This is a genomic window from Streptomyces sp. NPDC014864, assembly GCF_043081525.1.
Taxonomy (GTDB): Bacteria; Actinomycetota; Actinomycetes; order Streptomycetales; family Streptomycetaceae; genus Streptomyces.
Genome location: NZ_JBIBWT010000009.1, coordinates 46177 through 72711, shown reverse-complemented (window position 1 = coordinate 72711; position 26535 = coordinate 46177). Strand labels below are relative to the sequence as shown.

The following is a 26535-nucleotide window of genomic DNA, read 5'->3' as shown; positions in this document are numbered from 1 at the left end:
TCACCGTGCCTGAGCGTTCGCGTATTGGCAACAGTCCTGCTGCGACGCGTAGTCTCGCGGCGTGGTTGACACGACATCACTGACCCGGGCAGTGGATCACTTCGCCGACCGTCTTCGGGCCGCGCCGCAGAGCCGGCTGCAGCGCAGCGGGGCGGCGGAGGCGCTGGGGCTGGCCAGGGAAATGGCGCGGCGGGCACAGGAACGCGAGGAACCCGGCCGCGCACCGCGCGAGATGCCCGACGCCGGGATGTTCGCGGCCGCCGACCAGCTGACCGTGGCCGGACACGACCTTGCCCTCGTCCTCAGGGACGAGGCCGAGGTGGAGGAGGCGGTCCGGCTGGTGGAGGAGGCGCAGAAACGCGCCGGAGTGTGAGCCGCGGGAGTGCGCCGAGCGGCTGGAGCGCCATGAGGGCGAGTGCCGGGAGCACCAGGAGCGCGGGGAGCGGCGGGGCGTGCGCGGCCGGCGGGCGGGCTACAGCGACGCGATGACCCGGTCCGCCAGGATGTACACGTTCTCCTCGCCGCACGCGAAGGTGAGGGTGTACGCGCCGGAGACGCCGGAGCCGCCGAGGAGCACCGGGGCCCGGCCCGCGCGCAGCGCGGTGGACAGGCGTTCCGCGGTCTCGCGGTGGCCCGGGGTCATGCACAGGGTCGTCCCGTCCGCGAAGACGTAGACGTCGAGGGTGCCCAGCGGGCCCGGCCGCACGTCGGCCAGCTCCACGCCCGAATCGGCCAGCTCCTCGAGCGTGGCGACCGTGCGCTCGTGGTCGTTGACCACCGGTGACGGGGACGGGGTGAAGTCGGGGTGCGAGGGGTGGCGGCGGCGGGCGGCGGCCAGCTCCGGCGACTCCCCGGCGAACTCGTCCGCGTCCGAGCCGGTCTCGGCCACGGCCTCCAGCGGCTCCAGGCCCGCGAAGTCGGCCTGGCGCGGCAGGAACAGCTCGCTGTCGGGCAGGCCGAGCAGCGTGGGCGCGTCACCCCCGTCGCGGGCCTCCTGGGCGGCCCAGAACGCACGGGCCTCGGCCAGCTCCCGCTCCCGCTCCTCGGCGAGCGCCTGGGCGACCGCGGCGCGTATCTGCTCCGTCTCCGCGGTGCGGGCGGCGGGCAGCAGGGCGCGCGTGGCGGCGGCCTGGCTCTCGGCGAGCTGGGTGTGCAGAGCGGCGACCTGGCGGCGCAGCACCAGAAGGGTGCGCAGGACCGCGACGCCCACGGCGCCGGTGGCGGCCGTGGTGAGCAACAAGGCGATCGGCATGGCGCTCACTGACGTACTCCCGGGTTCAAGGTCGACCCCCGACTTCCTACATCAGCTTGAAGGGCGGACTAACCAGCTGTCAGTGCGTAACGTCACGAAACGGACAGGAATGCTGCCTCTGGTTCCCTGGCGAAACACCGTTGACCTGCGTGAATTCCCTCCCAGGGGGAGATAGGTCACATCCTGGGGGAGATTCGATCACAAAACGGCCCGGAAGCCAGGTGTTTCTTGGATTCCGGGCCGTTCGCTCACTATGGGTGCTAAGGCGGCCACTGACGGTCTCTCAATGGCCCCCGGCGGGGGGTCAGCTGAGGCGCTCGATCACCATCGCCATGCCCTGGCCGCCGCCGACGCACATCGTCTCCAGACCGAACTGCTTGTCGTGGAACTGGAGCGAGTTGATCAGCGTGCCGGTGATGCGGGCGCCGGTCATGCCGAAGGGGTGGCCGACGGCGATGGCGCCACCGTTGACGTTCAGCTTGTCGAGGTCGATGCCGAGGTCGCGGTAGGAGGGGATCACCTGCGCGGCGAACGCCTCGTTGATCTCGACCAGGTCGATGTCGTCGATGGTGAGGCCGGCGCGGCGCAGCGCCTGCTGCGAGGCCTCCACCGGGCCGAGGCCCATGATCTCCGGGGACAGGCCGGAGACGCCGGTGGAGACGATGCGGGCGAGCGGGGTGAGGCCGAGCTCGCGGGCCTTGGTGTCGGACATGATGACGACCGCGGCGGCGCCGTCGTTCAGCGGGCAGCAGTTGCCGGCGGTGACGAGGCCGTCGGGGCGGAAGACCGGCTTGAGGCCGGAGACGCCCTCCAGGGTGACGCCGGCGCGCGGACCGTCGTCCTTGGAGACGACGGTGCCGTCCGGGAGGGTCACCGGGGTGATCTCGCGCTCCCAGAAGCCGTTCTTGATGGCCTCTTCGGCGAGATTCTGCGAGCGGACGCCGAACTCGTCCATGTCCTGGCGCGTGACGCCCTTCCAGCGGGCCAGGTTCTCGGCGGTCTGGCCCATCGCGATGTAGGCGTCCGGGACCAGGCCGTCCTCGCGCGGGTCGTGCCAGGTGGTGCCCTCCTGCGCCGCCACCGCGGCGGTGCGGGCCTCGGCCTCGGCGAACAGCGGGTTGTGCGTGTCCGGCAGGCTGTCGGAGTTGCCCTTGGTGAAGCGGGAGACCATCTCGACACCGGCCGAGATGAAGACGTCGCCCTCGCCGGCCTTGATGGCGTGCAGGGCCATGCGGGAGGTCTGGAGCGAGGAGGAGCAGTACCGGGTGATGGTGCAGCCGGGGAGGTGGTCCATGCCCATCTGGACCGCGACGATCCGGCCGAGGTTGTTGCCCTGCTCTCCGCCGGGCAGGCCGCAGCCGAGCATCAGGTCGTCGATGTCCCTCGGGTCAAGCTCGGGAACCTTGGCGAGGGCCGCCTGGATGATCGTGGCGGTCAGGTCGTCCGGGCGCAGGTCCTTGAGGGAGCCCTTGAAAGCGCGGCCGATGGGGGAGCGGGCGGTCGAGACGATGACGGCTTCGGGCATCACGGCTCCAGTGGCTTGCATACGGGGATGGGCAGGGCTGGTTGGGAAGTTACCCGTACGTATGGTCGAGGTCACGGGAACGGCGATGTGACCCTGACCGCAATTTTCTAAGCGCTTGCTTTTCTCCTGGTGTCCGGGTCAGGTCGTGGTCTCGATCGGGGCCGGGGCCGCCTCCGGCACGCGACGGCGACGGCGGCGCTTGAGCAGCGCCCACGGTCCCCGGGGTCCCGTCGGCATCGCCGCGGTGACCTCCGTACCGGCCTCCGACGCCGCCTCGGCCGCGGCGCGGGCCACCGGCAGGTAGCCCTCGTGCCGGAACGCGTCCGGGCGCTCCTCCTCCGCCGGCCACAGCCCCAGCGCGGCGCAGACCGTCGGCAGGACCGCCATCGCGGCGGTGGCGTAGCCCTCGGCGGAGGGGTGGTAGCTGTCGGGGCCGAACAGCTCCCGAGGATTCGCCGCGAACTCCGGGCCCAGCAGGTCGCCCAGCGACACGGTGCGGCCCCCCTGCTCCACCACGCCGATCGTCTGCGCCGCCGCGAGCTGGCGCGAGGCACGGCGGGCCAGCCAGCGCAGCGGCTGCTGGACCGGCTCGATCGTGCCGAGGTCGGGGCAGGTGCCCACCACCACCTCCGCGCCGGCCGTGCGCAGCCGGCGGACCGCCGCCGACAGATGGCGCACCGAGCGGGTGGGGGGCATCCGGTGCGTCACGTCGTTCGCGCCGACCATGATCACGCAGATGTCCGGCACCCGGGCCGGATCGGCGAGGACCAGCGTCACCTGCCGGTCCAGGTCGTCCGACTGGGCGCCCGGAAGGGCCACGTTGCGCAGCTCCACCGTCCGCTCCGCCACCGCCGCGAGCCCCGACGCCAGCAGCGCGCCCGGCGTCTGCCCGGCCCGGTGGACACCCTGCCCCGCGGCCGTGGAGTCGCCGAGCAGAACCAGCCGCAGGGGCTCCTCGCCCGGGATGTCGTAGCCGCCGCCGTACCGCCCGTCGGCGACCGGCAGGCGGCCGTCCGTCGTCCCGTTGGCCACCTGGCGTCTGGCCAGCCGCACCTCGGCCAGCAGCAGCCCGACGGCGGCCGCGCCGACCAGACCGATCCCCCCGCCGCCGTATGCCGCGCCGGCCGCGATCCGCCGGGCCACTCTCGCCCTCGACATGCCCGTCATGCCTCGCCGCCACCTCCTCCTAGCCGTACACCCACTCCTTGCCCCGTACGGACCGTCGCCCAATCTCGACGGCGAGTGAAGGGCCGTCGTCCGTCCCCTCCCTGGCCTTAGGCTGGCTGGACCACCACGACCACATCTTTTGCAGCAACCGGAGACAACGGTGCAATTCCACGACTCGATGATCAGCCTCGTCGGCAACACCCCGCTGGTGAGGCTCAACAACGTCACCAAGGGCATCCGGGCCACCGTCCTGGCCAAGGTGGAGTACTTCAACCCGGGCGGCTCCGTGAAGGACCGCATCGCCCTGCGCATGATCGAGGCGGCCGAGCAGAGCGGGGAGCTCAAGCCCGGCGGGACGATCGTCGAGCCGACCAGCGGCAACACCGGCGTGGGACTCGCCATCGTGGCCCAGCAGAAGGGCTACAAGTGCATCTTCGTGTGCCCGGACAAGGTCTCCACGGACAAGATCAACGTGCTGCGTGCGTACGGGGCGGAAGTGGTGGTGTGCCCGACGGCCGTGGACCCGGAGCACCCGGACTCCTACTACAACGTCTCCGACCGGCTGGTCCGTGAGACGCCGGGCGCGTGGAAGCCCGACCAGTACTCCAACCCGAACAACCCCCTGTCGCACTACCACTCCACCGGCCCCGAGCTGTGGGAGCAGACGGAGGGGAAGATCACCCACTTCGTGGCGGGCGTCGGCACCGGCGGCACCATCTCCGGCACCGGCCGCTATCTGAAGGACGCCAGCGACGGCAAGGTGAAGGTCATCGGCGCCGACCCGGAGGGCTCGGTCTACTCCGGCGGCTCCGGACGGCCGTACCTGATCGAGGGCGTCGGCGAGGACTTCTGGCCGACCGCCTACGACCGCACGGTCGCCGACGAGATCGTCGCCGTGTCCGACAAGGACGCCTTCCAGATGACGCGGCGGCTGGCCAAGGAGGAGGGTCTGCTGGTCGGCGGCTCCTGCGGCATGGCCGTCGTCGCCGCGCTGCGGGTCGCCGAGCGCCTCGGCCCGGACGACGTCGTGGTGGTGCTGCTGCCCGACAGCGGCCGCGGCTACCTCAGCAAGATCTTCAACGACGAGTGGATGGCCGACTACGGCTTCCTGGAGGACGAGGGCCCGAGCGCCCGCGTCGGCGACGTGCTGAGGGACAAGGAGGGCGCCATCCCCTCCCTCGTCCACATGCACCCGGACGAGACCGTCGGCCAGGCCATCGAGGTGCTGCGCGAGTACGGCGTCTCGCAGATGCCGATCGTGAAGCCGGGCGCCGGTCACCCGGACGTCATGGCCGCGGAGGTCGTGGGGTCGGTGGTCGAGCGGGAGCTGCTCGACGCGCTGTTCACCCAGCGCGCCTCGCTGGAGGACCCGCTGGAGAAGCACATGTCGGCCCCGCTGCCGCAGGTCGGCTCGGGCGAGCCGGTCGCGGACCTGATGTCCGTGCTCGGCTCGGCGGACGCGGCGATCGTGCTGGTCGAGGGCAAGCCGACCGGTGTGGTCAGCCGCCAGGACCTGCTGGCCTTCCTGGCCAAGGGCGGGGTGCGGTAGCGAACGTCCGGTGACCGGGCGTGGCCGGGGGGAACATGCGGTGACCTGCGGCTGAGGGTGAGGCGCGGAAGTGGTACGAGGGTGTCACGTTCACGCAGCACCCGCTTAACACGCGTCCGGCAGAGTGGTGGGTGTCGGAGGGAGTGGTGGGGTACCGCCCAGGCGTCAAGCCCTGGGGGACGCTCCCCACCCCCGATCGACGTCGAACGGCGCCAAGGACCTCCGGAGCGGCTCCCGGACCTCCACGGACGCCATGGACGCGCACGCCCGGTCCTGACCCGGCCCGCGTCCCTCGCGGGGACCGCCGTCGTCCCGCCCCCCGGCAACGGGGGTTGCGGCGGTCCCCGCGCACGACGTCCCCCGCGCTTCTCCGTTTCCGACGTGTTCCCCCGCGGGCCCCGTCGCCCCGCTCAGTCCTCCCAGTCACCGTCCTGGGGTGACCTGCGGCGACGGCCGCCGAACAGGCCGGGGTTGGCGCGCACGGCCTGGAAGGCGTTGACGCCGACGATGCCCGCCCAGGCGACCAGCAGGCCGGGCAGATGCGCGACGCCGCCGCCGATCGCGGACAGCGGGATCGCCAGCACCAGCGAGACGATGCCGAAGCCGAAGCGCTCGCCCCAGGAGTCGGCGGCACCCGGCGCCCGGGAGTCCCGCGCCCCCGTCATCCGCTGCTCGGCGAGCTGCCGCCGCACCCGGCGCTCCACGGCGCCGTCGATGCGCTGGTCGATCTTCTCCAGGAACGAGTCGACCAGCGCGGACTCGTACTCCTCGCCCAGTTCCCTGCGGGTCTGCAGGGTGGCGTCGAGTTCCTTCTTCAGCTCAAGGTCCCGCGCGTCCATTCCGCTCATGCCGCGAGGCTAGGAACGCCCGCCCGCCGGCGCACTGGTGCCAGCCCCCCTCTCGGCGCTGGGACCGGCCCCCGGGGACCCGGGCCCGCGGCTCTCACGGGGCAAGACACCCGGCCGAAACCTTGCTCCGGGTGTATGGCCTCATGCAGAGTTCTTGGTGTCTGAATAGCAGGTGGTCGGGGAGTACTCTCCCGGGGCGTCGAGACTTCTGAGGGGGAGTACGTCATGAGCGTGACCGACAGCCCGGCCGCTCGGCTGCAGGCGCTCTTCGAGGGGCACCGGCTCACGCCGACCCAGCGGCGCATCGCCCACAGCATGGTGCGGCGGGCCGCCGACGTGCCGTTCCTGTCCAGCGTGGAACTGGCCGAGCTGGCGGGGGTGAGCCAGCCCTCCGTGACCCGCTTCGCCGTCGCGCTCGGCTTCGACGGCTACCCGGCGCTGCGCCGCCACCTGCGCGAGGTCGCGCCCGCCGAACCGGCGGCGGTCTCGGCGTCGTACAACGAGTACCAGCAGGCGGTCGAGACCGAGATCGAGAACCTGAGGCAGTTGGCGGAGGCGCTGGCCGACCCGCGGCCGGTGCGGGACGCCGGGCGCGTGCTCGCCGCCTCGCGTCCGCTGCCGGTCCTCGGTCTGCGGGCCGCGGCCTCCCAGGCGTACGGCTTCACGTACTTCGCCGCCAAGGTCCACCCGGACGTACGGCTGCTCGACGAGGGCGGCACCATGATCCACGACCGGATCGACGGCGCCGTCCGGGCCGGGGCGAGCGCGCTGCTGTGCTTCGCGCTGCCGCGGCACCCGCGGGAGGTCGTGGACACCCTCGCCTACGCCAGGGACGCCGGGCTGACCGTCGTCACGGTCGCCGACTCCGCCTTCGCGCCGGTCGCGAAGTACTCCGACCTGCTGCTGCCCGCCGCGGTCGGCACCGGGCTCGCCTTCGACACCGCGTGCGCGCCGATGCTGCTCGGCCGGGTCCTGCTGGAGGCGATGTGCGACAACCTCCCGCAGGCGCAGAAGCGGCTGGAGGACTTCGACGCGAAGGCGGCGGCGCGCGGGTTGTTCGTGGAGTGACGGCCGCGGTGGCGTGATGGCCGCGGTGGCGTGATGGTCCTACCCCCGCGGCGGTCGCGGTGGCGCGACGGTCGTACTGACGTGACGGTCGTACTGGCGTGACGGCCCTCGTCGGCCTGCCGGTCGCGGTGGAGGGCGGCCGGTGGGGTGAGCCTCCGTGCGGCCGGCCGGGCGTTCTCAGATTCGTCTCACGAAAGGCCACTAGCCTCCCGGCCCGAACGGAGTGTGCCGGACGGGACGAGAAGGAGGCGGCAGGTGGCACGCGGAGGGCGCGGAGGACAGGGTCTGGCCAGGGTGGCTGTCGTGGTGCGGGCCGGGGCGGCTCCCCTGGGGTGGCTCGGGGTGTGCGCGGCCGGGGTCGGGGTGCTGGTGCCCGGACTGACCGGGCGCCCGGTCGGCGTCCTGGCGGGCGCCGCGCTGTTCGTGGCGACCGCGGCCGTCGTGGCCGTGAGCCGTCGCCGGCGCTACACCGCCCTCGCCCGCGGCGCCGCCCGCGCCGGACGGAACGACGTGCTCCAGGACCGCGCCGTCAGCGTCCGCGTCTGGCGCCGGGGCCACCGCTGGTGGCTGCTGCTCGCCTTCGCGGCCGCGCTGGGCAGCGCCTTCGCCGTGCCCGCGGCCGGCGGCCTGCTGCTGGCCGGCGCCGGCGCCGGGCTGCGCCTGAAGGCGGCCTGGCTCGGGCGACTCGAACGGGCGGCGGACGCGCTGTTGTGGGTGCGCGTCGACTGGCTGGACGGGCGCGGCGGCCGTCCGGCGGGCACGGCGGTCCGGGCCTGGCGCAGCACGGGCATCGCGGCAGGCGACGCGGCCCCGGGCGGGGCACGCCGCCGCACCGCGGCGCTCGTACGACACTAGGTCTGGCTTCCGGCACGCCTGCGGCACTCGGCCGACAGGGTGGAGCGGATCAGACCTCCAGGTCCTCCTCGATCTTCCTCAACTGGTGGCGGGCCATCGCCAGGTTGGCCCGCTTGGCGTCCAGGGCGAGGTAGAGGAACAGCCCGTTGCCGCCGCGCCCGCTGATCAGGCGGATCAGGTGGTACTGGTCGGTCAGGGTGATCAGGATGTCCTCGATCTGCGCCTTGAGGCCGAGGTGCTCCATGGTGCGCATCTTGGCCCGGACCACATCGGTGTTGCCGGCGGCGGCGACGTTCAGGTCGAAGGTCTTGCTGCCCCCCATCGTGCCCAGCGCCATGCCGCTGGTGTAGTCGACGAGCGCGACGCCGGTGGCGCCCTCGATGGAGGCGAGCGCTTCCTTCAGACAGGTCTCTACGTTGGCCATGGTGGTTCTCCTTCTCTCAACTTTCGGTGGTGGTAGGCGCGTTGGTGCCGGTGGTGCGTGGCGCGCGCATGCTTCTGGTCCGTGTGGCGATGGTCCGGGGAGCCGGTTTCGCCGTCCTCGTCTGCGTCCTGTCCGGGCTCCTGGCCGCCGCCTCGGCGTCCATCAGTTCCCCGATACGGGCTCCGGCCCTGCGGCCCTCCAGGTGCAGCCGGCCGACGTTGACGCGGTCCTGGGCGAGCAGGGTCAGCACGGCGGTACGGCCGGCCGCGTACGTCGCGACATAGCCGTAGACGCCCCGCACGAGCAGTTCCCGCAGATCCCCCTGACCGGTCACGTCCGCCATGCGCACGGCGACGCCGAGCGCGGTCGCGGTGAGGGCAGCCACGCTCTCCGGCTCCACGCCCGGGGTGTCGTGGGCCAGGACCAGGCCGTCGACACTCGCGGCGAGGGCGCCGGTGAGCTGGGGGACGCGGGCTCGCAACCGGCGTAGCTCCTCCCGCATTTCGGGCTCGGCTGCCATCCGGTGTCTCCTCTCAAAGGGCCTCCAGCGCATCCCTGAGCCTCTTCAGCAGCGTGATGTGGGGGTCTGTGGTGTGGGCCAGCCGCTCGGCGACGGTGGCCGCCACGCCGCCGTCGTCCGGCGCCGGGGCGCGCTCCTGGGGGGCCACCAGGCCCGCGGACACCAGGCGCCGTACGTCCACGAGCGTGTGGAAGGCCTGCCGGCCCAGCGCCTGTGCGAGGTCCGTGGCGGTACGGACGCCGTCGATCAGGGCCAGGAGCCTCTGCTGGCGGGCGGTGAGCTTCGGGGCGCCGCTCGCGTACGTCCGCGCCAGCGGGGCGTTGTCCGGCGCCGGGTCGGGCCAGATGGCGTGCAGCAGGTCGCGGCGGCGCAGCGTCTCGCGCTCCAGCGCGGCGACGGGCAGCGACAGGATCGGGCCGAGCCGGTGGGTGATGCCGTAGCGGAAGCGGCCCGGAGTGCTGCTGGGGGAGAGCGCGAAGTACGCGGCGTCGTACAGCGCGGCCAGATGGCACAGCTCCAGCGCTCCCGCGGTCACGTGGCCGCCGTCCAGCAGCAGTCGCGCGGCGCCGCGCCGGTCGTCGGCCCGGGCGACGGCGTCCCGCCAGACACCGGCCGCCAGGGTGCCGTGGGCGGTGAGCAGCGCGCCCGGGCCGGGGGCCGCGGGACTCTCCGCGTGCACCACCCGGCCGTCGACGAGGAAGAGCGAGCCGCGGGCGCGGACGAGGACGCCGGTGGCCCGTTCCTCGGCGAGCCGGGTCAGCATGGGGGACAGGCCGCCCCAGGAGCGCTCGGCGGCGCCGGCCCTGTCCCGGACCGGCAGGCGGGGCGGCGGGGTCTCGACCATGGTCATCCCAGCACCAGCCGTTCGGCCATCTCGCCCAGGCGTATGCGGGCCAGGGCGAGGTTGCCCTCCGCGCGGGCGAGCCACAGGTGCAGGAAGACGCTGCTGTCGAAGGACGTGTCCACGAAGCGCAGCAGGTGGTAACTGTCCCGGTTGCTGACTATCAGGTCCTCGACCGGGGGGCGCTCGGCCTCCGGGTCGTCGTCGGCGGCGAACGCGCCGTGCTCGGCGGCCAGCCGGGCCAGCTCGGCGGCCTCCGCGGCCGTGGTCTCGTGGTCGCCGCCCGGGGACTCTCCGACCGTGCCCAGCGCAAGCCCGCTCGTCCAGTCGACCAGCGACGCGCCCCGGGCACCGGGCAGTCGCATGGCTTCCAGCAGGCACTCGTCGATTCCGGGCACCGTTGTTCCCCTCCCGCCTGGGGTTCGGCTGAGTGATGCCGACGCTACGCACCGTGTGCGCGGGCGGTGAGGGATATGGCATTTTCCGGTGGAACATGCGACCGAGCGGCTAGTGTTGGTCAACTGGCCCTGCATTCACACCAGTTCCACAGGGTGTTCCGGGTGTGCGTCAACCGCCTTCTGAGGCGCGCAGGGTGGTGAGCGCGTTCGCTTGCGCCCCTCCCGACTCGGCCACGATGTCCTGAAGTGTCTGCGGCTCCCGTACGACCGCGAAGGAGGCGCTGCCGGCGCCGTCGAGGGCGAAGCCGTGAATGCCGGGCCGGGCAAGCGAGTTGTAGCCGTAGTGGTGGGCGAAGTAGTACGCGCCGGTGTCCAGCGCGGCCACGAGGTCGCCCGGTTCGAGCGACGGCAGCGCCCGGCCCTCGGCGAGCAGGTCGCCCGCGAAACAGGCGGGCCCGGCGATGTCCTGCACCACCTCGGGCCCCGGCTTCGGCCGCCCCCGGCCGTCGTACGCGGCGATCCGCAGCGGCCACGCCCCCGGCGCGTAGACGGTCCGGGTCGCCACCTGGACGCCCGCATGGGTGACCGCGACCGGCCGCCCGCCTGCGCTCTTGGTGTACTCCACCCGCGCCACCACCGTGCCGTGCCGGGCCAGCAGCGAGCGCCCGAACTCGGTCACCAGCCCGTACCGCCCGTCGAAGAGGCCGGGCACCGTCTCCCGCAGCAGCCGCGCGTACTCCCCGTACGTCGGTGCCGTCTCCTCCGAGGCGAAGTTCACCGGCAGCCCGCCGCCGATGTCGAGGGTGTCGATCCGCCGCCCCCCGGCCCGCGTGTTGATCTCCTCCGCGAGCGCGTACGTCTCCGCCACGCCCCGCGCCATCAGGGGCAGCGGGATGCCCTGGGAGCCGGTGTGGGCGTGCAGCCGGGTCAGCCACGGGCGGTCCAGGCAGGCGCGGACCACCCATTCGCGCGCTCCCTCGTCGCGCAGTGCCACCCCGAACTTCGAGGTCGCCGTCGCCGTCGACAGCGCGTCGATGGAACCTCCGCCGACCTGCGGGTTCACCCGGATGCCGACGGGTGAGCGGGTCCCGGTGTCCCGGACGAGGGCGTCGATGCGGTCCAGTTCCTGCGGGTTGTCCGCGTTGACGGCGATGCCCAGCGCCAGCGCCTCGCGCAGCTCGGCCGGGGTCTTGGCGGGCGAGTCGAGCACGGTCCGCGCGGGCGGGACGCCGGCCGCCCGCGCCAGGGCCAGCTCGCCCGGGCTGGCCACCTCGGCGCCGATGCCCTCCTCGTCCAGCAGCCGCAGCACCGGCACCAGCGGGGTCGCTTTCACCGCGAAGGCGTGCAGCACCGGCGTGCCCGGCGCCACCACCGCCTCGAACGCGGCCCGCAGCGCCGCGGCCGACTCCCGGATGCCCGCGACGTCGAGCAGGCCGACGAGGGGCGCTCCGGGGCCGAGCAGTCCCTGCTCCACCGCGGCCCGCACCGCCGTGTCCCGCCGGGCCGCCCGCCCCGCGTCCGCCGCGCCCGGCCGCTCAGCGCGTTCCGTGTCCATTGCGTCCCTGGTCCTCTCGCCGCCGGCGGTCATGCATCAAGCCAAACACCGCGAGTGCCCCCACGCGGGCGCGCCGATGTATTGACTAGTTCTATTCAGCGAGCCAGGATGTGAATAACCGCAGCATATTCCGCCGGGAGCAATCCACCAGGAGGCAGACCATGTCAGGACCCCGCCCGCCCGTCTCCCGCCACCACCCTGGAACGAGGCCCTTCGGGCCGCCTCCCGGTGGAGTCCGAGCGCCGCGCGGTACGGAACTGAGCGCCCTGGGATGGCAGCAGGAGGCCGCCCTGCGGATGCTCCAGAACAACCTCGACCCCGAGGTGGCCGAGCACCCCGACAAGCTCGTCGTCTACGGCGGAACCGGCAAGGCGGCCCGCGACTGGCGCTCCTTCGACGCCATGGTCCGCACCCTGCGCACTCTCAAGCAGGACGAGACCATGCTCGTCCAGTCCGGACGCCCGGTCGGCGTCATGCAGACGCACGAGTGGGCCCCGCGCGTCCTGATCGCCAACTCCAACCTGGTCGGCGACTGGGCCAACTGGGAGGAGTTCCGTCGTCTGGAGGCCCTCGGCCTGACCATGTACGGCCAGATGACCGCCGGCTCCTGGATCTACATCGGCACCCAGGGCATCCTCCAGGGCACCTACGAGACCTTCGCCGCCGTCGCCGCGAAGAAGTTCGGCGGCACCCTCGCCGGCACGATCACCCTCACCGCCGGCCTCGGCGGCATGGGCGGTGCCCAGCCGCTCGCCGTGACGATGAACGACGGCGTCGCGATCTGCGTCGACTGCGACCCCCGCGCCATCGAGCGCCGCATCGAGCACCGCTACCTCGACGTGAAGGCCGACTCCCTCGACCACGCCCTCCAACTCGCCGTCGAGGCCCGCGACGCCCGCCGCCCGCTGTCCATCGGCCTCCTCGGCAACGCTGCCGACCTCGTCCCGCAGTTCCTCGCCATGGGCGCCCCCATCGACATCGTCACCGATCAGACCTCCGCCCACGACCCGCTGTCGTACCTGCCGCTCGGCGTCGCCTTCGAGGACATGGCCGACGCCGCCGCCAAGGACCCGGCCGGCTTCACCACCCGCGCCCGCGAGTCGATGGCCCGGCACGTCGAGGCGATGGTCGGCTTCATGGACGCCGGCGCCGAGGTCTTCGACTACGGCAACTCCATCCGCGGCGAGGCGCGACTGGCCGGATACGACCGGGCGTTCGCCTTCCCCGGCTTCGTCCCCGCCTACATCCGCCCGCTGTTCTGCGAGGGCAAGGGCCCCTTCCGCTGGGCCGCCCTCTCTGGCGACCCGGCCGACATCGCCAAGACCGACAAGGCGATCCTCGACCTCTTCCCGGAGAACGAGTCCCTGGCCCGCTGGATCCGGATGGCCGGGGAGCGCGTCCACTTCCAGGGCCTGCCCGCGCGCATCTGCTGGCTCGGCTACGGCGAGCGGGACAAGGCCGGCGAGCGGTTCAACGACATGGTGGCGTCGGGCGAGCTGGCGGCCCCGCTGGCCATCGGCCGCGACCACCTCGACTGCGGCTCGGTCGCCTCCCCGTACCGCGAGACCGAGGCCATGCTCGACGGCTCCGACGCCATCGCCGACTGGCCGCTGCTGAACGCGATGGTCAACGTCGCCTCCGGCGCCTCCTGGGTCTCCCTCCACCACGGCGGCGGCGTCGGCATGGGCCGCTCCATCCACGCCGGCCAGGTGACGGTTGCCGACGGCACCCCGCTCGCCGGGGAGAAGATCCGGCGGGTGCTCACCAACGACCCCGGCATGGGCGTGATCCGGCACGTGGACGCCGGCTACGACATCGCGGAGACGGTGGCGGCCGAGCGGGGCGTCCGCGTCCCGATGCGCGAGGGTGAGCAGCGTTGAGCTTCCACGGCATGTGGGCGGAGCTGCTGCCGATCGGCCGCAGCTCCGCCTCCGGCGGCTACCGCCGCTTCGCCTGGACCGGCGCCGACGGCGAGTGCCGGGCCTGGTTCCGGGCGCAGGCCGAGACCCGGGGACTGACCTACGAGGTCGACCGGAACGGCAACCAGTGGGCCTGGCTGGGCGATCCCTCCGAGGGCGACGCCGTCGTCACCGGGTCGCACCTGGACTCCGTGCCCGACGGCGGCGCCTTCGACGGCCCCCTCGGGGTGGTGTCCTCCTTCGCCGCCCTGGACGAACTGCGCGACAGGGGAGCGCAGTTCACCAGGCCCCTCGCCGTCGTCAACTTCGGTGACGAGGAGGGTGCCCGGTTCGGCCTCGCCTGTGTCGGGTCGCGGCTGACCGCCGGGCAGCTCACCGTCGAGCAGGCGCACCGGCTGACCGACGGGGACGGGGTCACGCTGCCGCGCGCCATGGAGGCCGCAGGCCACGACCCCGACGCCATCGGTCCCGACCCGGAGCGCCTCGCCCGGATCGGCGCCTTCGTCGAACTGCACGTCGAGCAGGGCCGCGCCCTGGACCTCACCGGAGACGCGGTCGGCATCGCCAGCGCCATCTGGCCGCACGGCCGGTGGCGGTTCGACTTCCGCGGTGAGGCCAACCACGCCGGCACCACCCGGCTCGCCGACCGGCGCGACCCGATGCCCTCGTACGCCGAGACCGTGCTGGCCGCCCGGCGCGAGGCCGAACTCGCCGGAGCCGTCGCCACCTTCGGCAAGATCGCCGTGGAGCCGAACGGCGTGAACGCCATCCCCTCCCTGGTGCGCGGCTGGCTCGACTCCCGGGCCGCCGACCAGAAGACCCTCGACACCGTCGTCACCGGCATCGAGCACGCGGCCCGCGCGTACGCCGCCGAGCACGGGGTCGACCTCGACGTCGTCCGCGAGTCCTTCACCCCGGTCGTCGAGTTCGATCACGCGCTGCGCGACGAACTCGGCCGCATCCTGGGCCGGGACACCGGCCTCAAGGTGCCGGTCCTCGGCACGGGCGCCGGACACGACGCCGGGATCCTCTCCGCGAGCGTCCCGACCGCCATGCTGTTCGTGCGCAACCCCACCGGCGTCTCGCACTCCCCGGCCGAGTCCGCGGCCGAGGACGACTGCGTGGCCGGGGTGCGCGCACTCGCCGACGTACTGGAAGGGCTGGCCTGCAGGTGACGCAGACGCAAGCGCAGGGGCAGGGGCGGACGTACTGGCTGGAGCACGCCTGGCTCGGCACCCACGTGGAGCCGGGCGTGGCACTCGACGTCCGGGACGGACGGATCACGGCCGTCCGCACGGACGTGACCGCCCCGCCACCCGGCGCCGAGGTGCTCCGCGGGCTCACCCTGCCCGGGCTCGCCAACGCGCACAGCCACGCCTTCCACCGGGCCCTGCGCGGCACCGTCCAGGTCGGCTCCGGCACCTTCTGGACCTGGCGCGAGGTCATGTACGCCACGGCCGACCGGCTCACCCCCGAGACCTACCACGCCCTCGCCCGCGCCGTGTACGCCGAGATGGCGCTGGCCGGGGTCACGGCGGTCGGCGAGTTCCACTACGTCCACCACGCCCCGGGCGGCACCCGCTACGCCGACCCGAACGCGATGGGCGAGGCACTGATCGCCGCGGCCGCCGAGGCCGGCATCCGCATCACCCTCCTCGACACCTGTTACCTGTCCTCCGGATTCGGGCAGCCGCCCAGCACCCATCAGCTCCGCTTCTCCGACACCACGGCCGAGGCCTGGGCCGAACGCTGTGCAGTTCTCAAGGAACGGGACCACGCACGGATCGGGGCGGCCGTGCACTCCGTACGGGCCGTGCCCGCGCGGGAGCTGGCGACGGTGGCGCGGTGGGCGGAGGAACGGCGGGCCCCGCTCCATGTGCACCTGTCGGAGCAGACGGCCGAGAACGACGCCTGCCGGGACGCCCACGGCCGCACCCCGACCCGGCTCCTGGCCGATCACGGCGTCCTCGGTCCGCGCACCACCGGGGTGCACAACACCCACCTCACCGACGAGGACATCGTCCTGCTCGGCGGCTCCGGCACCGGCACCTGCATGTGCCCGACCACCGAACGGGACCTGGCCGACGGGATCGGACCCGCCGTCGCCCTCCAGCGGGCCGGCTCCCCGCTCTCCCTGGGTTCCGACAGCCACGCCGTCATCGACCTGCTCGAGGAGGCGCGCGCGATGGAACTGGACGAGCGGCTGCGCACCCGCACCCGCGGCCACTGGACGGCCGCCGCCCTGCTGCGAGCCGCCACCGCCGACGGGCACGCCGCCCTCGGCTGGAGCGACGCGGGCAGCCTCGCGCCCGGCGCCCTCGCCGACTTCACGACGATCGCGCTGGACTCGGTCAGGACGGCGGGGACACTGCCCCGGCTCGGTGCCGAGACCGCGGTATTCGCGGCCACGGCAGCGGACGTCCGCCATACGGTCGTCGCCGGGCGGCAGATCGTCCGGGACGGCGCGCACACGCTCGTCCCCGACGTGCCGCGGGCGCTGGCGGCCGCCGTCGAAGCCCTGCGCGGCTGACCCCCGCCCCGGCCTCCGCACCGACCCCCGATCCACCGAACCCCGCCCCCGCCCCCGAGGACGTCATGAGCAGCACGACCGGCAGCAACGGCACGACCACCGTCATCACCAACATCGCCACGCTGGTCACCAACGACCCCTCCCTCGGTGACGGAACCCCCCTGGGCCTGATCCGGGACGCGGCCGTCGTCATCGACGGCGACCGCGTCGCGTGGACCGGTGAATCAAGCAAAGCACCCGCCACCGACAATCGGGTCGACGCCGGCGGCCGGGCGGTGATCCCCGGCTTCGTCGACTCCCACTCCCACCTGGTCTTCGCGGGCGACCGCACCGAGGAGTTCAACGCCCGCATGTCGGGCCGGGCCTACAGCGCGGGCGGCATCCGCACCACGGTCGCCGCCACCCGCGCCGCCAGCGACGCGGAGCTGGAGGCCAACCTCACCCGCTACCTCGCCGAGGCCCTGCGCCAGGGCACCACCACGTTCGAGACCAAGTCCGGCTACGGCCTGACCGTCGAGGACGAGGCCCGCGCCCTGCGCATCGCCGCCCGCCACACCGACGAGGTCACCTACCTCGGTGCCCACATCGTCTCCCCGGACTACGCCGAGGACCCGGCCGGCTATGTCGCCCTCGTCACCGGCGAGATGCTCGACGCCTGCGCCCCGCACGCCCGCTGGATCGACGTCTTCTGCGAGAAGGGCGCCTTCGACGGCGACCAGGCCCGCGCGATCCTCACCGCGGGCCGCGCCAGGGGACTGCACCCGCGCGTCCACGCCAACCAGCTCTCCTACGGCCCCGGTGTGCAACTCGCCGTCGAACTCGACGCGGCCAGCGCCGACCACTGCACCCATCTGACGGACGCGGACGTGGACGCCCTGGCCGGCGGCCGCACGGTCGCCACGCTGCTGCCCGGCGCCGAGTTCTCCACCCGCGCCGACTGGCCCGACGCCCGCCGCCTCCTGGACGCCGGAGTCACGGTCGCCCTGTCCACCGACTGCAACCCGGGGTCCTCCTTCACGTCCTCGGTGCCCTTCTGCATCGCGCTCGCGGTCCGCGACATGGGGATGACCCCCGACGAGGCGGTCTGGTCGGCCACGGCCGGCGGAGCGGCGGCCCTGCGCCGCACGGACATCGGCCGCCTCGGCCCCGGCGCCCGCGCCGACCTGACCCTCCTGGACGCCCCCAGCCATGTCCACCTGGCCTACCGCCCTGGTGTGCCCCTGGTGAGCCGCGTCTGGCGAGGCGGCACGCCGGTGTCCTGACCCGCGCCGCCGCCTCGGGCCTCGCGCCGCCGTCTCGGGCCTCGCGCCGCCGCCTCGGGCCCGCGTTCCCGCCGTGGGCCGCGCCGCCCGCCCGCCGGGCGGCGCAGCCCACGCCTGTACGCCCTTAGCCCAGGCCCGGCTAGGCCGCCCCCTCCCGCCAGCGCTGGACGGTGTCGCCGTTCAGGGGCTCCAGGGACAGTGCGCCGTCCTCGTCCGGGGTGAGGGCGGTCTCGATGGCGATGGCGGGGCGGATCAGGCCGTCCGGGTCGACGGTGAAGCGGAGGTTGCGGCCGTTGTCGCCGTAGACCGAGGAGCAGGTCCAGATGCCGACGCCGTTGTCCACCGAGCCCCGGCTGTCGAGGCAGAAGTCCGGATCGGCGGCCGACTGCAGGACCCCGCGGCCGGAGTCCACCCGCCAGCGCTGGGTGGGGGAGGAGGTGCAGCGGGCCGTGACCACGTCCGTGCCGTCGTCGAAGTCGCCCGCCACGTCCAGGCAGCGGCCCGAGGCGGCGTTCACGACCTGGGCGTAGGCGGCGCCCGGCGGGTACGTCGGAGAGGGAGTCGGGGTCGGCTTGGGGCGGGGGGTCCGCGGCGGGCGGGGCGTGGGCCTCGGCGAAGGGGGCCGGGAGGTCGGGGACGGCGAGGGGGTCGGGGTGGGTGGCGGGACCGTCGCCGTGACCGTGACCTGCACGGGAGCCGCGGGCGCGGTCGTCGAGGCCGCCCCGCGCCGGTCCCGCGGGCCGCCGCCCGAGGTGAGCAGCAGGACCACCAGCGGTGTCAGCGCCACGCCGACCGCCACCGAGGCCAGCGCGTAGCGGCGGTACGGCGGCCAGGGCGCCCCGCGCGCGCCGGTGTCAGCGGGCGGCTCGGCCGGCCGCCTGGCCCCGTACGCCGCGCCGCCCCACGGCAGCAGTCCCTCCGCCAGGACGGCGCGCGGGCTCTCGCGCAGCGCGCGCTGCTCCTCGAACGCGGCCGTGCAGTGCGCGCAGCGCGCCATGTGGGCGTGCAGATCGGCGCTGCGGCGGGGGCTGTCCGGCCGTAGCGCCTCCTCGATCAGCCGCCGGAAGTCGCCACAGCGCGGGTCGTCGGAGGCGGCGAGGCGGGCCCTCAGACACGCCTGCGCCATGGCCTGGAGCGCCTGCGGGGTGCCGTGGGCCACGTCCTCGCGGCTCAGGCCGAGCAGCGTCGCCGTCCGCTCCTCGGGCTCCCCCTCCACGATGCCGTACCAGAGCAGGCCCTGGGTCCGGGTCGGCAGCGACTGGAGGGCGGGGAGCAGGGAAGGTACGGGCGTCCCGGGAACCGCCGTGTTCAGCACCAGCAGAAGCCCCGGGTCGAGGCCGCCGGACCGCTCGTCACGGGCCCAGGAGGCGGCCAGCCGGACGGTCAGCAGCAGCAGGCGCAGCCGCAGCGGTACGCCGGGGTCGGCGCCGCGGGCGGTCTCGCGGGCCGCGAGGGTGAAGGCCTGCGCGGCGAGCTGCCGTGCCGCCGAATCGCCCGTCGTGCACTGCCGTGCGTAGGCGAGGACCGCGGCGTGGTGGCGGGCCCGCAGCTCGCGCAGCGCGGGGTAGACGACCGGGGTGTCGGCGCGCAGCAGCTCGATGAGCCGAGGGTCGGACGCGGTCGCGTGTGCGCCGCCGCCCTCCTCCGCGTCCCCGGTCCGGACGCCCTCGTCGGTCCCGTCGGCCCGCGCCATCGACCCGCCTCCTCGCACCCCGTGCCGCTGCCGCGTGTGCGGCGGCCGGCCGGGTCGGTTGCGGAGCCCTGCCGTACCGGCCGGTTTGCGGGTGACCATAGTGGTGGACGAGGCCTGTGGGGAAAAGAGGTTTCCCCGGGTAACCGCGAGGCGACGCGAGGGCGGGACGAGCCGCCGGGGCCCGCGGGCCGGGCGCCGAGACCCCGCCCCCCGGGGTGGCGGGCAACCCCGGGCCCTGGTGGGCTGAGGGGCAACTGCAACCCCGGTCCGGGTGGACTGAGGGCACCTCCGGTCCCTGGTGGGCCGGGGACCCGGGCCCTGAGCGGGCTCGGGGAGGTCCCTGGTCACGTCGGGCCGGGCACCCCCGGTCCGGTTGGGCAGGGGGAACCCGCTCGGCGGGTCACTCCTCGACCGTCAGCCCCTTGCGCAGCTTGACCAGGGTGCGCGTCAGCAGACGGGAGACGTGCATCTGCGAGATGCCGAGCTCCTCGCCGATCTCCGACTGGGTCATGTTGGCCACGAACCGCAGGGAGAGGATCTGCCGGTCCCGCGAGGGCAGCTCGGCGATCAGCGGCTTCAGCGACTCGACGTACTCGATGCCTTCGAGTCCGTGGTCCTCGTAGCCGATGCGGTCCGCGAGCGCGCCCTCGGAGTCGTCGTCCTCGGGCTGGGCGTCCAGCGACGAGGCGGTGTACGCGTTCGACGCCGCCATGCCCTCCACGACCTCGTCGTTGGTGAGACGGAGGTGCGCGGCCAGCTCCGCCACCGTCGGGGCCCGGTCCAGCCGCTGGGACAGCTCGTCCCCGGCCTTGGCCAGGTCGAGCCGCAGCTCCTGCAGCCGGCGCGGGACGCGCACGGACCACGAGGTGTCGCGGAAGAAGCGCTTGATCTCGCCGATGATGGTTGGCATCGCGAACGTGGGGAACTCCACGCCACGAGCGAGCTCGAAGCGGTCGATCGCCTTGATCAGGCCGATGGTGCCGACCTGGATGATGTCCTCCATGGGCTCGCTGCGGGACCGGAAGCGGGAGGCGGCGAACTTGACGAGGGCGAGATTGAGTTCCACGAGCGTGTTGCGGACGTATGCGTGCTCGTGGGTGCCTTCCTCGAGGGACTCCAGTCGCTCGAAGAGGGACTTCGACAGGGCCCGGGCGTCGTCCGGGGCCACTTCGTCGTACGGGGGGATGTCCGGAAGTCCGGCGAGCGCGTCGGCCTGATCGTCCCGCTCTGCGCTCACGCAGTGCAGCTCGATGGGATCAAGAAGGTCCGGTGGGGGTGTCGACGTCGCCGTCCGGGTATGCGAGGCGTCGAGCCGGGGTGACATGATGTCCTCCATCGTTCTCGGCATAAGGCTGCCGAAGCCGGTACGTGCACTGCGGTGTGCGGCGCCTCCAAAGCCGGCCGTGTCGGGTACGTGTCTTTACTAGCCCTACCCGCTTTCCCGACACCGCCGCAAGTGCATTCTGTACGGATATGTCCGTTTGTGTGCGGTTGTTCGGGTGTCGAAGTGGTGAGGGAAGGCGTAGTGTTCGTGGGCGTCAGAGACGTGAGAGACCAGCCAAGACCCCGGGAGAGAGAGACGGCATGGACCGCGGGACGGTCGGCAGCGCACAGTCGGGCCGGCTTCTGGTGGAGGTGCGGCAAGAGGGCTCCAGTGCCGTCGTGACGCCTGCGGGCGAACTCGACCACCACACGGCCGACCTGCTGCGCGAGCCTCTGGAAGAGTGCCTCGACAAGGGACGTTCGCGTCTGGTCGTGGACTGCTCGCGCCTGGAGTTCTGTGACTCCACGGGCCTCAATGTGCTGCTGGGGGCGCGGCTCAAGGCGGAGGCGGCCGGGGGAGGTGTGCACCTCGCCGGAATGCTGCCGGTGGTGGCGCGTGTGTTCGAGATCACGGGGGCGGACGCGGTCTTCACCGTGCACCCCACTCTCGAGGACGCCCTGGCCGACGAGACCGGCTGATCCGGTCGCCGGGCCGCCGACGTGTCCTCTTCCGTCCTCCCCCGACCGGTACGTACCGGGCGTCACGCCGTTCGTGCCGAAAACGGGGGTGTTCTGCGGGATCGGTCGGGCAGGAGACATCCTGAACGAGTCGCCCGCCCGACGGGGAGCCGACGAGCACCTTGCCGGCGTCTGTATCGACGTACTGACCACGTGTCCACAACTGACTTCTGAATCGTGAACTGGTGAATCGGTGAGGTGAAGCGCTGATGAGCACCACCCGGCCTTACTCGCCGGGCGACCGCGGCCCGGAGCCCACCGGCGCTTCCGGGGCGTCCGAGGGGGACGTGTCCGCGACCGGGGCGTCCGAGGGGGGCGCGTCGGCCGTGCCTGCGGTGTCTTCGGGGGGTCGTCAGGTCCGCAGGCTCAGCTTCGACGGCGAGAGCGGCGTCGTGCCGCTCGCCCGTGACTTCACCCGCCAGGCGCTGTACGCGTGGGGCTGGCTGCCCGCCGCGACCGCCGACCGGCGGGCCGCCGCGGAGGACGTGCTGCTCGTCGTCTCCGAGCTCGTCACCAACGCCTGTCTGCACGCCGAGGGCCCGGACGCGCTGGAGATCACCTGCGACAACAAGGTGATCCGGGTCGAGGTCTCCGACCGCGGCACCGGCCAGCCGGCCCCGCGCACCCCGCACCGCGCCGGGCGTCCCGGCGGCCACGGCATGTTCATCGTCCAGCGGCTCTGCCTCGACTGGGGCGTCGTGCGCCTGCCGGGCGTCGCCGGCAAGAAGGTGTGGGCCGAGCTGGGGGCGCCGGCGTAAGGACCGGGACCCCGCACGGGCCGCCCCCGGTCACCCCGACGCCCGTACCGCCTCACCGCGCGCCGGATCCCACGGATCCGGCGCGTATCGCGTTCCACCGCGGCCCCAGAGAGCCGCACGAGCCCGGAAACGCCAGGTACGAGCCCCCGAACGCCCCGGTACGCCCCCGGAAGCGCCCCGCTGCGATCCGGAAAACACCCCGCTTACGATCCCGGAAACGCCCGGAGGGCCGTCGCACCCCGTGGGATGCGACGGCCCTCCATGGACCTCGGGGGCGTGCGTCAGTGCACGTCGCCCATGAGCTCCCTGACCTTCTTGCGGTACATCAGCACCGCCGCGCCGGCGAGCGCCGCGAGGGCCGCCTGCAGGGCCACGATGCCCGTCTTGTTCAGGTCGACACCGGCGATGGAGAGCAGGCCGGTCGTGGCGTCACCGGCGGTGACGGCCAGGAACCAGACGCCCATCATCTGGGAGGCGTACTTCGCGGGCGCCATCTTCGTCGTGACCGACAGACCCACCGGGGACAGGGTCAGCTCACCGACGGTCTGGACGAAGTAGATCGCCACCAGCCACATCGCGGCCGCCTTGTGACCGCCGTCGGCGATGCCCAGCGGGACGAGGAAGAGGAAGAAGGACGCGCCGATCATCAGCAGGCCCATCGCGAACTTGGCGGCGGTGCTCGGCTCCTTGCCGCGCCGGGCCAGCGCCAGCCACGCCCAGGCGAAGACCGGGGCCAGCGCCATGATCATGACCGGGTTGACCGACTGGTACCAGGAGACCGGGAAGTTCCAGCCGAAGATCGTGTTCTTCGCGGAGGAGTCGGCGAACAGCGAGACCGTGGAGCCGCCCTGGTCGTAGATCATCCAGAACACGGCCGCGGCGACGAAGAACCAGATGTAGGCCGTCATCTTCGACTGCTCGGCGCGGTCGAGCTCCTTGTCCCGCTTGATGCGGGCGATGACCATGACCGGGATGATCAGTCCGGCCAGGGTGATCGGGACCAGCAGCCAGTTCAGGGTGTAGACGCCGGAGAAGCCGACGATCGCGTAGAAGACGACCGCGACGCCCGCCCACAGGGCGGCCTTCATCAGGGTGGCGCGCTTCTCCTCGGCCGACAGCGGGGTCGGCACGAGGTCGGAGCGGGAGTCCAGGTGGCGGGTGCCGAGCAGGAACTGGATCAGACCCAGCGCCATGCCGAGCGCGGCCAGCGCAAAGCCCAGGTGCCAGTTGACGCTCTCACCGACGGTGCCGATGACCAGCGGCGCGAGGAAGGCGCCCAGGTTGATGCCGATGTAGAAGAGGGTGAAGCCACCGTCACGGCGCGGGTCGTCCGGACCGTCGTAGAGGTGGCCGACCATCGTGGAGATGTTGGCCTTCAGCAGACCGGAACCGATGGCGACCAGACCGAGGCCGGCGAAGAAGGTGCCCGAGGTCGGCAGCGCCAGCATCAGGTGGCCGAGCATGATGATCACGCCCGCGACGGCGACCGTCTTGCGGGGGCCGAGGACGCGGTCCGCGAACCAGCCGCCCGGCAGGGCGAGCAGGTACACGAGCGAGAGGTACACCGAGTAGATCGCGGTCGCGGTGGCCGCGTTCATGTGCATCCCGCCCGGTGCCACCAGGTACAGCGGGAGGAGGGCCTTCATGCCGTAGTAGGAGAAACGCTCCCACATCTCGGTCATGAAGAGGGTGGCCAGGCCGCGGGGGTGGCCGAAGAAGGTCTTCTCGGAACCGGGGGTGCCCGGGTGGACCGAGTCCTTCGTCAGGCTGGACGCCATGGTCGTTCCTTGCTGGTCGGGACGCGCAGCGGTGAGCTGGTACGCGCCCGGTGGGGGCGGCCGGCACCGGCAGGACCGTTCGTCCACCCCACGCCCGGGGGGAGTCCGCTCCGGGTCGCGGAGCGGGGGACTGCGGTCGCCGGGATCCACGCCTCTACGCGCGTCGATGCGCGCTCGAGGCCCGGCTCCAGGTCATTCCGTTCAGGGCGGGCATCAGCCAACCCCGCACACAAATGAGACCTTCAGCGCCAATGGACGAGCGCCGAAGGTCCCCGGTGTGTTACAGGCGTTCAACTCACCATACGGCAGGACACTGCCGTATATGGAAGGACTTGAGACACGGATCACAGGGAACGGGGGAACCGTGAACAGCCTTTCGAAGGTGGAGTGACGTCGTCCCCTCCAGGATCGCATCCCACGGTCATTGGTCCGTACCGCCGGGGGTGCCGGGCGGAAAGGTAAGAACGGCTGCCGACGATCACACCGCAGCTCCGCCCCGGGTCCCCGCATCGGCGGACTACCATCAGCTCATGACCCGTGTACTGCTCGCCGAGGACGACGCGTCCATCTCGGAGCCGCTGGCCCGCGCACTGCGCCGGGAAGGTTACGAGGTCGAGGTGCGTGAGGACGGACCCACGGCGCTCGACGCCGGAATGCAGGGCGGCGTCGACCTGGTCGTGCTGGACCTCGGCCTGCCCGGCATGGACGGCCTGGAGGTCGCCCGCCGGCTGCGCGCCGACGGTCACACCGTGCCCATCCTCATCCTGACCGCCCGCGCCGACGAGGTGGACACCGTGGTCGGGCTGGACGCGGGCGCCGACGACTACGTCACCAAGCCCTTCCGCCTCGCCGAGCTGCTCGCCCGCGTCCGGGCCCTGCTGCGGCGCGGCGCCGCCGAACCCCAGCAGCCGCCCGCCACGCACGGCGTGCGCATCGACGTCGAGTCGCACCGCGCCTGGATGGGCGACGATGAACTCCAGCTCACCGCCAAGGAGTTCGACCTGCTGCGGGTGCTCGTGCGGGACGCGGGCCGGGTCGTCACCCGCGACCAGCTGATGCGCGAGGTCTGGGACACCACCTGGTGGTCCTCGACCAAGACCCTCGACATGCACATCTCCTGGCTGCGCAAGAAGCTCGGGGACGACGCGGCCAACCCCCGTTACATCGCCACCGTGCGCGGCGTGGGCTTCCGCTTCGAGAAGAGCTGAGCACGCCTCCCGGGCGCCTCGCAGGTATTCGCAGGTAAGAGGACATGCGCCGTCGACTGATCCAGTCCACGCTCGCCGTGGTGCTCGTCGTGATCGCCGTCTTCGGCGTCTCCCTGGTGATCGTGGAGACCCGGACGATCAGCAACAGCGCCCAGGAACGGGTCGACTCCGAGGCGCTGCGGCTCGCCAGCATCGTGGACAGCCGGCTGCTCGGTGCCGAGACGGTCAACGCGCAGATCCTCAAGGAGCAGGTCACCGACAGCCCCTACGCGGTGATCCGGATCCCGGGGCAGCGTGCCATCGAGGTCGGCGCCCGGCCGGGCGGCGAGGTGATCCGCTCCACCGCCCGGGGCGAGCAGGGCGAGACGGTGACCGTCGAGGAGCCGCGTTCCTCGGTGACCCGCGAGGTCGGCCGCACGCTGCTGATCATCGGCCTGGTGGCGCTGCTCGCGGTGGTCGCCGCGGTGCTGCTCGCGATCCGCCAGGCCAACCGGCTCGCCTCCCCGCTGACCGACCTCGCCGAGACCGCCGAACGCCTCGGCTCCGGCGACCCCCGCCCCCGCCACAAGCGCTACGGCGTGCCGGAGCTGGACCGCGTCGCCGACGTCCTGGACTCCTCCGCCGAGCGCATCGCCCGGATGCTGACCGCGGAGCGGCGCCTGGCCGCCGACGCCTCCCACCAGCTGCGCACTCCGCTGACGGCGCTGTCCATGCGCCTGGAGGAGATCACCCTCACCGACGACCCGGACACGGTGAAGGAGGAGGCGAACGTCGCGCTCACCCAGGTGGAACGCCTGACCGACGTGGTGGAGCGGCTGCTGACCAACGCCCGCGACCCGCGCACCGGCTCCGCCGTCACCTTCGACCTCGACGAGGTCATCCAGCAGCAGCTCGCCGAGTGGCGCCCCGCCTACCGCAGCGCCGGCCGCGCGATCGTGAGCTCAGGCAAGCGGCACCTGCAGGCCGTGGGCACGCCCGGCGCGGTCGCGCAGGTGCTGGCCGCGCTGATCGAGAACTCCCTGATGCACGGTGGCGGCACGGTGGCGCTGCGCACACGCGTGACCGGCAACCAGGCGATCGTGGAGGTCACCGACGAGGGGGTCGGCGTCCCCGCCGATCTGGGCGCGCGCATCTTCGAGCGCACGATCAGCGGCCGCAACTCCACGGGCATCGGCCTGGCCGTCGCCCGGGACCTCGCGGAGGCCGACGGGGGCCGCCTGGAGCTGCTTCAGGCGCAGCCGCCGGTGTTCGGCCTGTTCCTCTCGCGCACCCCGCCCAGGAAGCAGTCGGACGAGCACCTGACGGTGCGCTGACCGCCGGCGGGCCCGGCCCTCACTTCGATCCCGGCGGAAGACCCGCGAGCCGGTTCCGGGCGGAAGACCCG

General features: G+C 73.0%; 24 protein-coding genes. 12 read left to right on the top strand and 12 right to left on the bottom strand.

Annotated elements, in window-relative coordinates; genetic code table 11:
* The first annotated feature begins 61 nt into the window (after window positions 1-61).
* Window positions 62-373, top strand: coding sequence for a hypothetical protein (locus tag ACF1A5_RS18330; protein WP_392193881.1), 312 nt, complete (start codon window positions 62-64; stop codon window positions 371-373).
* A 99-nt stretch (window positions 374-472) separates the two neighbouring features.
* On the opposite strand, the gene ACF1A5_RS18325 is transcribed toward ACF1A5_RS18330, so the two are convergent.
* The 3 genes from ACF1A5_RS18325 to ACF1A5_RS18315 all read right to left on the bottom strand — a co-directional run bounded on the left by ACF1A5_RS18325 (window position 473) and on the right by ACF1A5_RS18315 (window position 3944).
* On the bottom strand, window positions 473-1261 hold the full coding sequence (locus tag ACF1A5_RS18325) for a hypothetical protein (RefSeq protein ID WP_392193880.1): 789 nt from the start codon (window positions 1259-1261) through the stop codon (window positions 473-475).
* A 295-nt stretch (window positions 1262-1556) separates the two neighbouring features.
* Entirely contained in the window at window positions 1557-2777 is a 1221-nt protein-coding gene (locus ACF1A5_RS18320) for an acetyl-CoA C-acetyltransferase (RefSeq protein WP_392193879.1), read from the bottom strand.
* 138 nt (window positions 2778-2915) lie between these two features.
* Window positions 2916-3944, bottom strand: coding sequence for an SGNH/GDSL hydrolase family protein (locus tag ACF1A5_RS18315; protein WP_392193878.1), 1029 nt, complete (start codon window positions 3942-3944; stop codon window positions 2916-2918).
* Window positions 3945-4104: 160 nt separating this feature from the next.
* Here ACF1A5_RS18315 and ACF1A5_RS18310 point away from each other — a divergent pair, with 160 nt between their 5' ends.
* Window positions 4105-5493 (top strand): cystathionine beta-synthase, encoded by a 1389-nt coding sequence (locus ACF1A5_RS18310; RefSeq protein WP_356188607.1) that lies wholly within the window; start codon window positions 4105-4107, stop codon window positions 5491-5493.
* A 410-nt stretch (window positions 5494-5903) separates the two neighbouring features.
* Here ACF1A5_RS18310 and ACF1A5_RS18305 read toward each other — a convergent pair whose 3' ends face one another.
* Window positions 5904-6332, bottom strand: a complete 429-nt coding sequence (locus ACF1A5_RS18305) for a hypothetical protein (RefSeq protein WP_392194060.1) — start codon at window positions 6330-6332, stop codon at window positions 5904-5906.
* Window positions 6333-6566: 234 nt separating this feature from the next.
* On the opposite strand from ACF1A5_RS18305, the gene ACF1A5_RS18300 reads away from it, so the two are divergent.
* On the top strand, window positions 6567-7409 hold the full coding sequence (locus ACF1A5_RS18300; RefSeq protein ID WP_392193877.1) for a MurR/RpiR family transcriptional regulator: 843 nt from the start codon (window positions 6567-6569) through the stop codon (window positions 7407-7409).
* Window positions 7410-7664: 255 nt separating this feature from the next.
* Window positions 7665-8264 (top strand): hypothetical protein, encoded by a 600-nt coding sequence (locus ACF1A5_RS18295; protein WP_392193876.1) that lies wholly within the window; start codon window positions 7665-7667, stop codon window positions 8262-8264.
* Window positions 8265-8313: 49 nt separating this feature from the next.
* On the opposite strand, the gene ACF1A5_RS18290 is transcribed toward ACF1A5_RS18295, so the two are convergent.
* From ACF1A5_RS18290 to ACF1A5_RS18270, 5 genes are all read right to left on the bottom strand, one after another.
* Entirely contained in the window at window positions 8314-8688 is a 375-nt protein-coding gene (locus tag ACF1A5_RS18290; protein WP_356188601.1) for a hypothetical protein, read from the bottom strand.
* Between the two features lie 16 nt (window positions 8689-8704).
* Complete coding sequence (locus tag ACF1A5_RS18285) at window positions 8705-9208, bottom strand: roadblock/LC7 domain-containing protein (protein WP_392193875.1); 504 nt, start codon at window positions 9206-9208, stop codon at window positions 8705-8707.
* A 13-nt stretch (window positions 9209-9221) separates the two neighbouring features.
* On the bottom strand, window positions 9222-10058 hold the full coding sequence (locus ACF1A5_RS18280) for a transcriptional regulator (protein WP_392193874.1): 837 nt from the start codon (window positions 10056-10058) through the stop codon (window positions 9222-9224).
* A complete protein-coding gene (locus tag ACF1A5_RS18275; RefSeq protein ID WP_392193873.1) occupies window positions 10055-10447 on the bottom strand; it encodes a hypothetical protein in 393 nt (130 codons plus the stop codon). Before ACF1A5_RS18275 ends, ACF1A5_RS18280 begins: the two co-directional genes overlap by 4 nt.
* Before the next feature lie 169 nt (window positions 10448-10616).
* A complete protein-coding gene (locus ACF1A5_RS18270) occupies window positions 10617-12002 on the bottom strand; it encodes a diaminopimelate decarboxylase (protein ID WP_392193872.1) in 1386 nt (461 codons plus the stop codon).
* Window positions 12003-12163: 161 nt separating this feature from the next.
* On the opposite strand from ACF1A5_RS18270, the gene hutU reads away from it, so the two are divergent.
* From hutU to hutI, 4 genes are all read left to right on the top strand, one after another.
* Entirely contained in the window at window positions 12164-13882 is a 1719-nt protein-coding gene (gene hutU, locus ACF1A5_RS18265) for a urocanate hydratase (RefSeq protein ID WP_392193871.1), read from the top strand.
* Window positions 13879-15096, top strand: a complete 1218-nt coding sequence (locus ACF1A5_RS18260; RefSeq protein ID WP_392193870.1) for an allantoate amidohydrolase — start codon at window positions 13879-13881, stop codon at window positions 15094-15096. Before hutU ends, ACF1A5_RS18260 begins: the two co-directional genes overlap by 4 nt.
* On the top strand, window positions 15093-16451 hold the full coding sequence (locus tag ACF1A5_RS18255; RefSeq protein ID WP_392193869.1) for a formimidoylglutamate deiminase: 1359 nt from the start codon (window positions 15093-15095) through the stop codon (window positions 16449-16451). The genes ACF1A5_RS18260 and ACF1A5_RS18255 overlap by 4 nt, the downstream gene beginning before the upstream one ends.
* Before the next feature lie 65 nt (window positions 16452-16516).
* Window positions 16517-17713: an imidazolonepropionase gene (hutI, locus tag ACF1A5_RS18250; protein ID WP_392193868.1), complete on the top strand. Its 1197-nt coding sequence runs from the start codon at window positions 16517-16519 to the stop codon at window positions 17711-17713.
* 139 nt (window positions 17714-17852) lie between these two features.
* Here the strand turns inward: hutI and ACF1A5_RS18245 are convergent, their stop codons facing one another.
* A complete protein-coding gene (locus ACF1A5_RS18245) occupies window positions 17853-19406 on the bottom strand; it encodes a ricin-type beta-trefoil lectin domain protein (RefSeq protein ID WP_392193867.1) in 1554 nt (517 codons plus the stop codon).
* 400 nt (window positions 19407-19806) lie between these two features.
* Entirely contained in the window at window positions 19807-20742 is a 936-nt protein-coding gene (locus tag ACF1A5_RS18240; RefSeq protein WP_392193866.1) for an RNA polymerase sigma factor SigF, read from the bottom strand.
* 248 nt (window positions 20743-20990) lie between these two features.
* Here ACF1A5_RS18240 and ACF1A5_RS18235 point away from each other — a divergent pair, with 248 nt between their 5' ends.
* Entirely contained in the window at window positions 20991-21368 is a 378-nt protein-coding gene (locus tag ACF1A5_RS18235; RefSeq protein WP_392193865.1) for an STAS domain-containing protein, read from the top strand.
* 248 nt (window positions 21369-21616) lie between these two features.
* Entirely contained in the window at window positions 21617-22165 is a 549-nt protein-coding gene (locus ACF1A5_RS18230) for an ATP-binding protein (protein WP_392193864.1), read from the top strand.
* Between the two features lie 281 nt (window positions 22166-22446).
* Here the strand turns inward: ACF1A5_RS18230 and ACF1A5_RS18225 are convergent, their stop codons facing one another.
* The gene (locus ACF1A5_RS18225; protein WP_392193863.1) at window positions 22447-23943 is read right to left on the bottom strand and encodes an oligopeptide:H+ symporter; all 1497 of its coding nucleotides are present in this window, start codon (window positions 23941-23943) and stop codon (window positions 22447-22449) included.
* Window positions 23944-24473: 530 nt separating this feature from the next.
* On the opposite strand from ACF1A5_RS18225, the gene ACF1A5_RS18220 reads away from it, so the two are divergent.
* Entirely contained in the window at window positions 24474-25151 is a 678-nt protein-coding gene (locus ACF1A5_RS18220; RefSeq protein ID WP_392193862.1) for a response regulator transcription factor, read from the top strand.
* Between the two features lie 44 nt (window positions 25152-25195).
* Complete coding sequence (locus ACF1A5_RS18215) at window positions 25196-26464, top strand: ATP-binding protein (RefSeq protein WP_392193861.1); 1269 nt, start codon at window positions 25196-25198, stop codon at window positions 26462-26464.
* The last annotated feature ends 71 nt before the right edge of the window (window positions 26465-26535 follow it).

Bases quoted from the DNA above. Each gene is read 5' to 3' on its own strand.
- hutI (WP_392193868.1), top strand. From the start codon at position 16,517: ATGAGCAGCACGACCGGCAGCAACGGCACGACCACCGTCATCACCAAC.
- ACF1A5_RS18300 (WP_392193877.1), top strand. From the start codon at position 6,567: ATGAGCGTGACCGACAGCCCGGCCGCTCGGCTGCAGGCGCTCTTCGAG.
- ACF1A5_RS18235 (WP_392193865.1), top strand. From the start codon at position 20,991: ATGGACCGCGGGACGGTCGGCAGCGCACAGTCGGGCCGGCTTCTGGTG.
- ACF1A5_RS18290 (WP_356188601.1), bottom strand. From the start codon at position 8,688: ATGGCCAACGTAGAGACCTGTCTGAAGGAAGCGCTCGCCTCCATCGAG.
- ACF1A5_RS18280 (WP_392193874.1), bottom strand. From the start codon at position 10,058: ATGACCATGGTCGAGACCCCGCCGCCCCGCCTGCCGGTCCGGGACAGG.
- ACF1A5_RS18225 (WP_392193863.1), bottom strand. From the start codon at position 23,943: ATGGCGTCCAGCCTGACGAAGGACTCGGTCCACCCGGGCACCCCCGGT.
- ACF1A5_RS18230 (WP_392193864.1), top strand. From the start codon at position 21,617: ATGAGCACCACCCGGCCTTACTCGCCGGGCGACCGCGGCCCGGAGCCC.
- ACF1A5_RS18315 (WP_392193878.1), bottom strand. From the start codon at position 3,944: ATGACGGGCATGTCGAGGGCGAGAGTGGCCCGGCGGATCGCGGCCGGC.
- ACF1A5_RS18245 (WP_392193867.1), bottom strand. From the start codon at position 19,406: ATGGCGCGGGCCGACGGGACCGACGAGGGCGTCCGGACCGGGGACGCG.
- ACF1A5_RS18240 (WP_392193866.1), bottom strand. From the start codon at position 20,742: ATGGAGGACATCATGTCACCCCGGCTCGACGCCTCGCATACCCGGACG.
- ACF1A5_RS18270 (WP_392193872.1), bottom strand. From the start codon at position 12,002: ATGGACACGGAACGCGCTGAGCGGCCGGGCGCGGCGGACGCGGGGCGG.
- ACF1A5_RS18220 (WP_392193862.1), top strand. From the start codon at position 24,474: ATGACCCGTGTACTGCTCGCCGAGGACGACGCGTCCATCTCGGAGCCG.
- ACF1A5_RS18285 (WP_392193875.1), bottom strand. From the start codon at position 9,208: ATGGCAGCCGAGCCCGAAATGCGGGAGGAGCTACGCCGGTTGCGAGCC.
- ACF1A5_RS18320 (WP_392193879.1), bottom strand. From the start codon at position 2,777: ATGCCCGAAGCCGTCATCGTCTCGACCGCCCGCTCCCCCATCGGCCGC.
- hutU (WP_392193871.1), top strand. From the start codon at position 12,164: ATGTCAGGACCCCGCCCGCCCGTCTCCCGCCACCACCCTGGAACGAGG.
- ACF1A5_RS18215 (WP_392193861.1), top strand. From the start codon at position 25,196: ATGCGCCGTCGACTGATCCAGTCCACGCTCGCCGTGGTGCTCGTCGTG.
- ACF1A5_RS18305 (WP_392194060.1), bottom strand. From the start codon at position 6,332: ATGGACGCGCGGGACCTTGAGCTGAAGAAGGAACTCGACGCCACCCTG.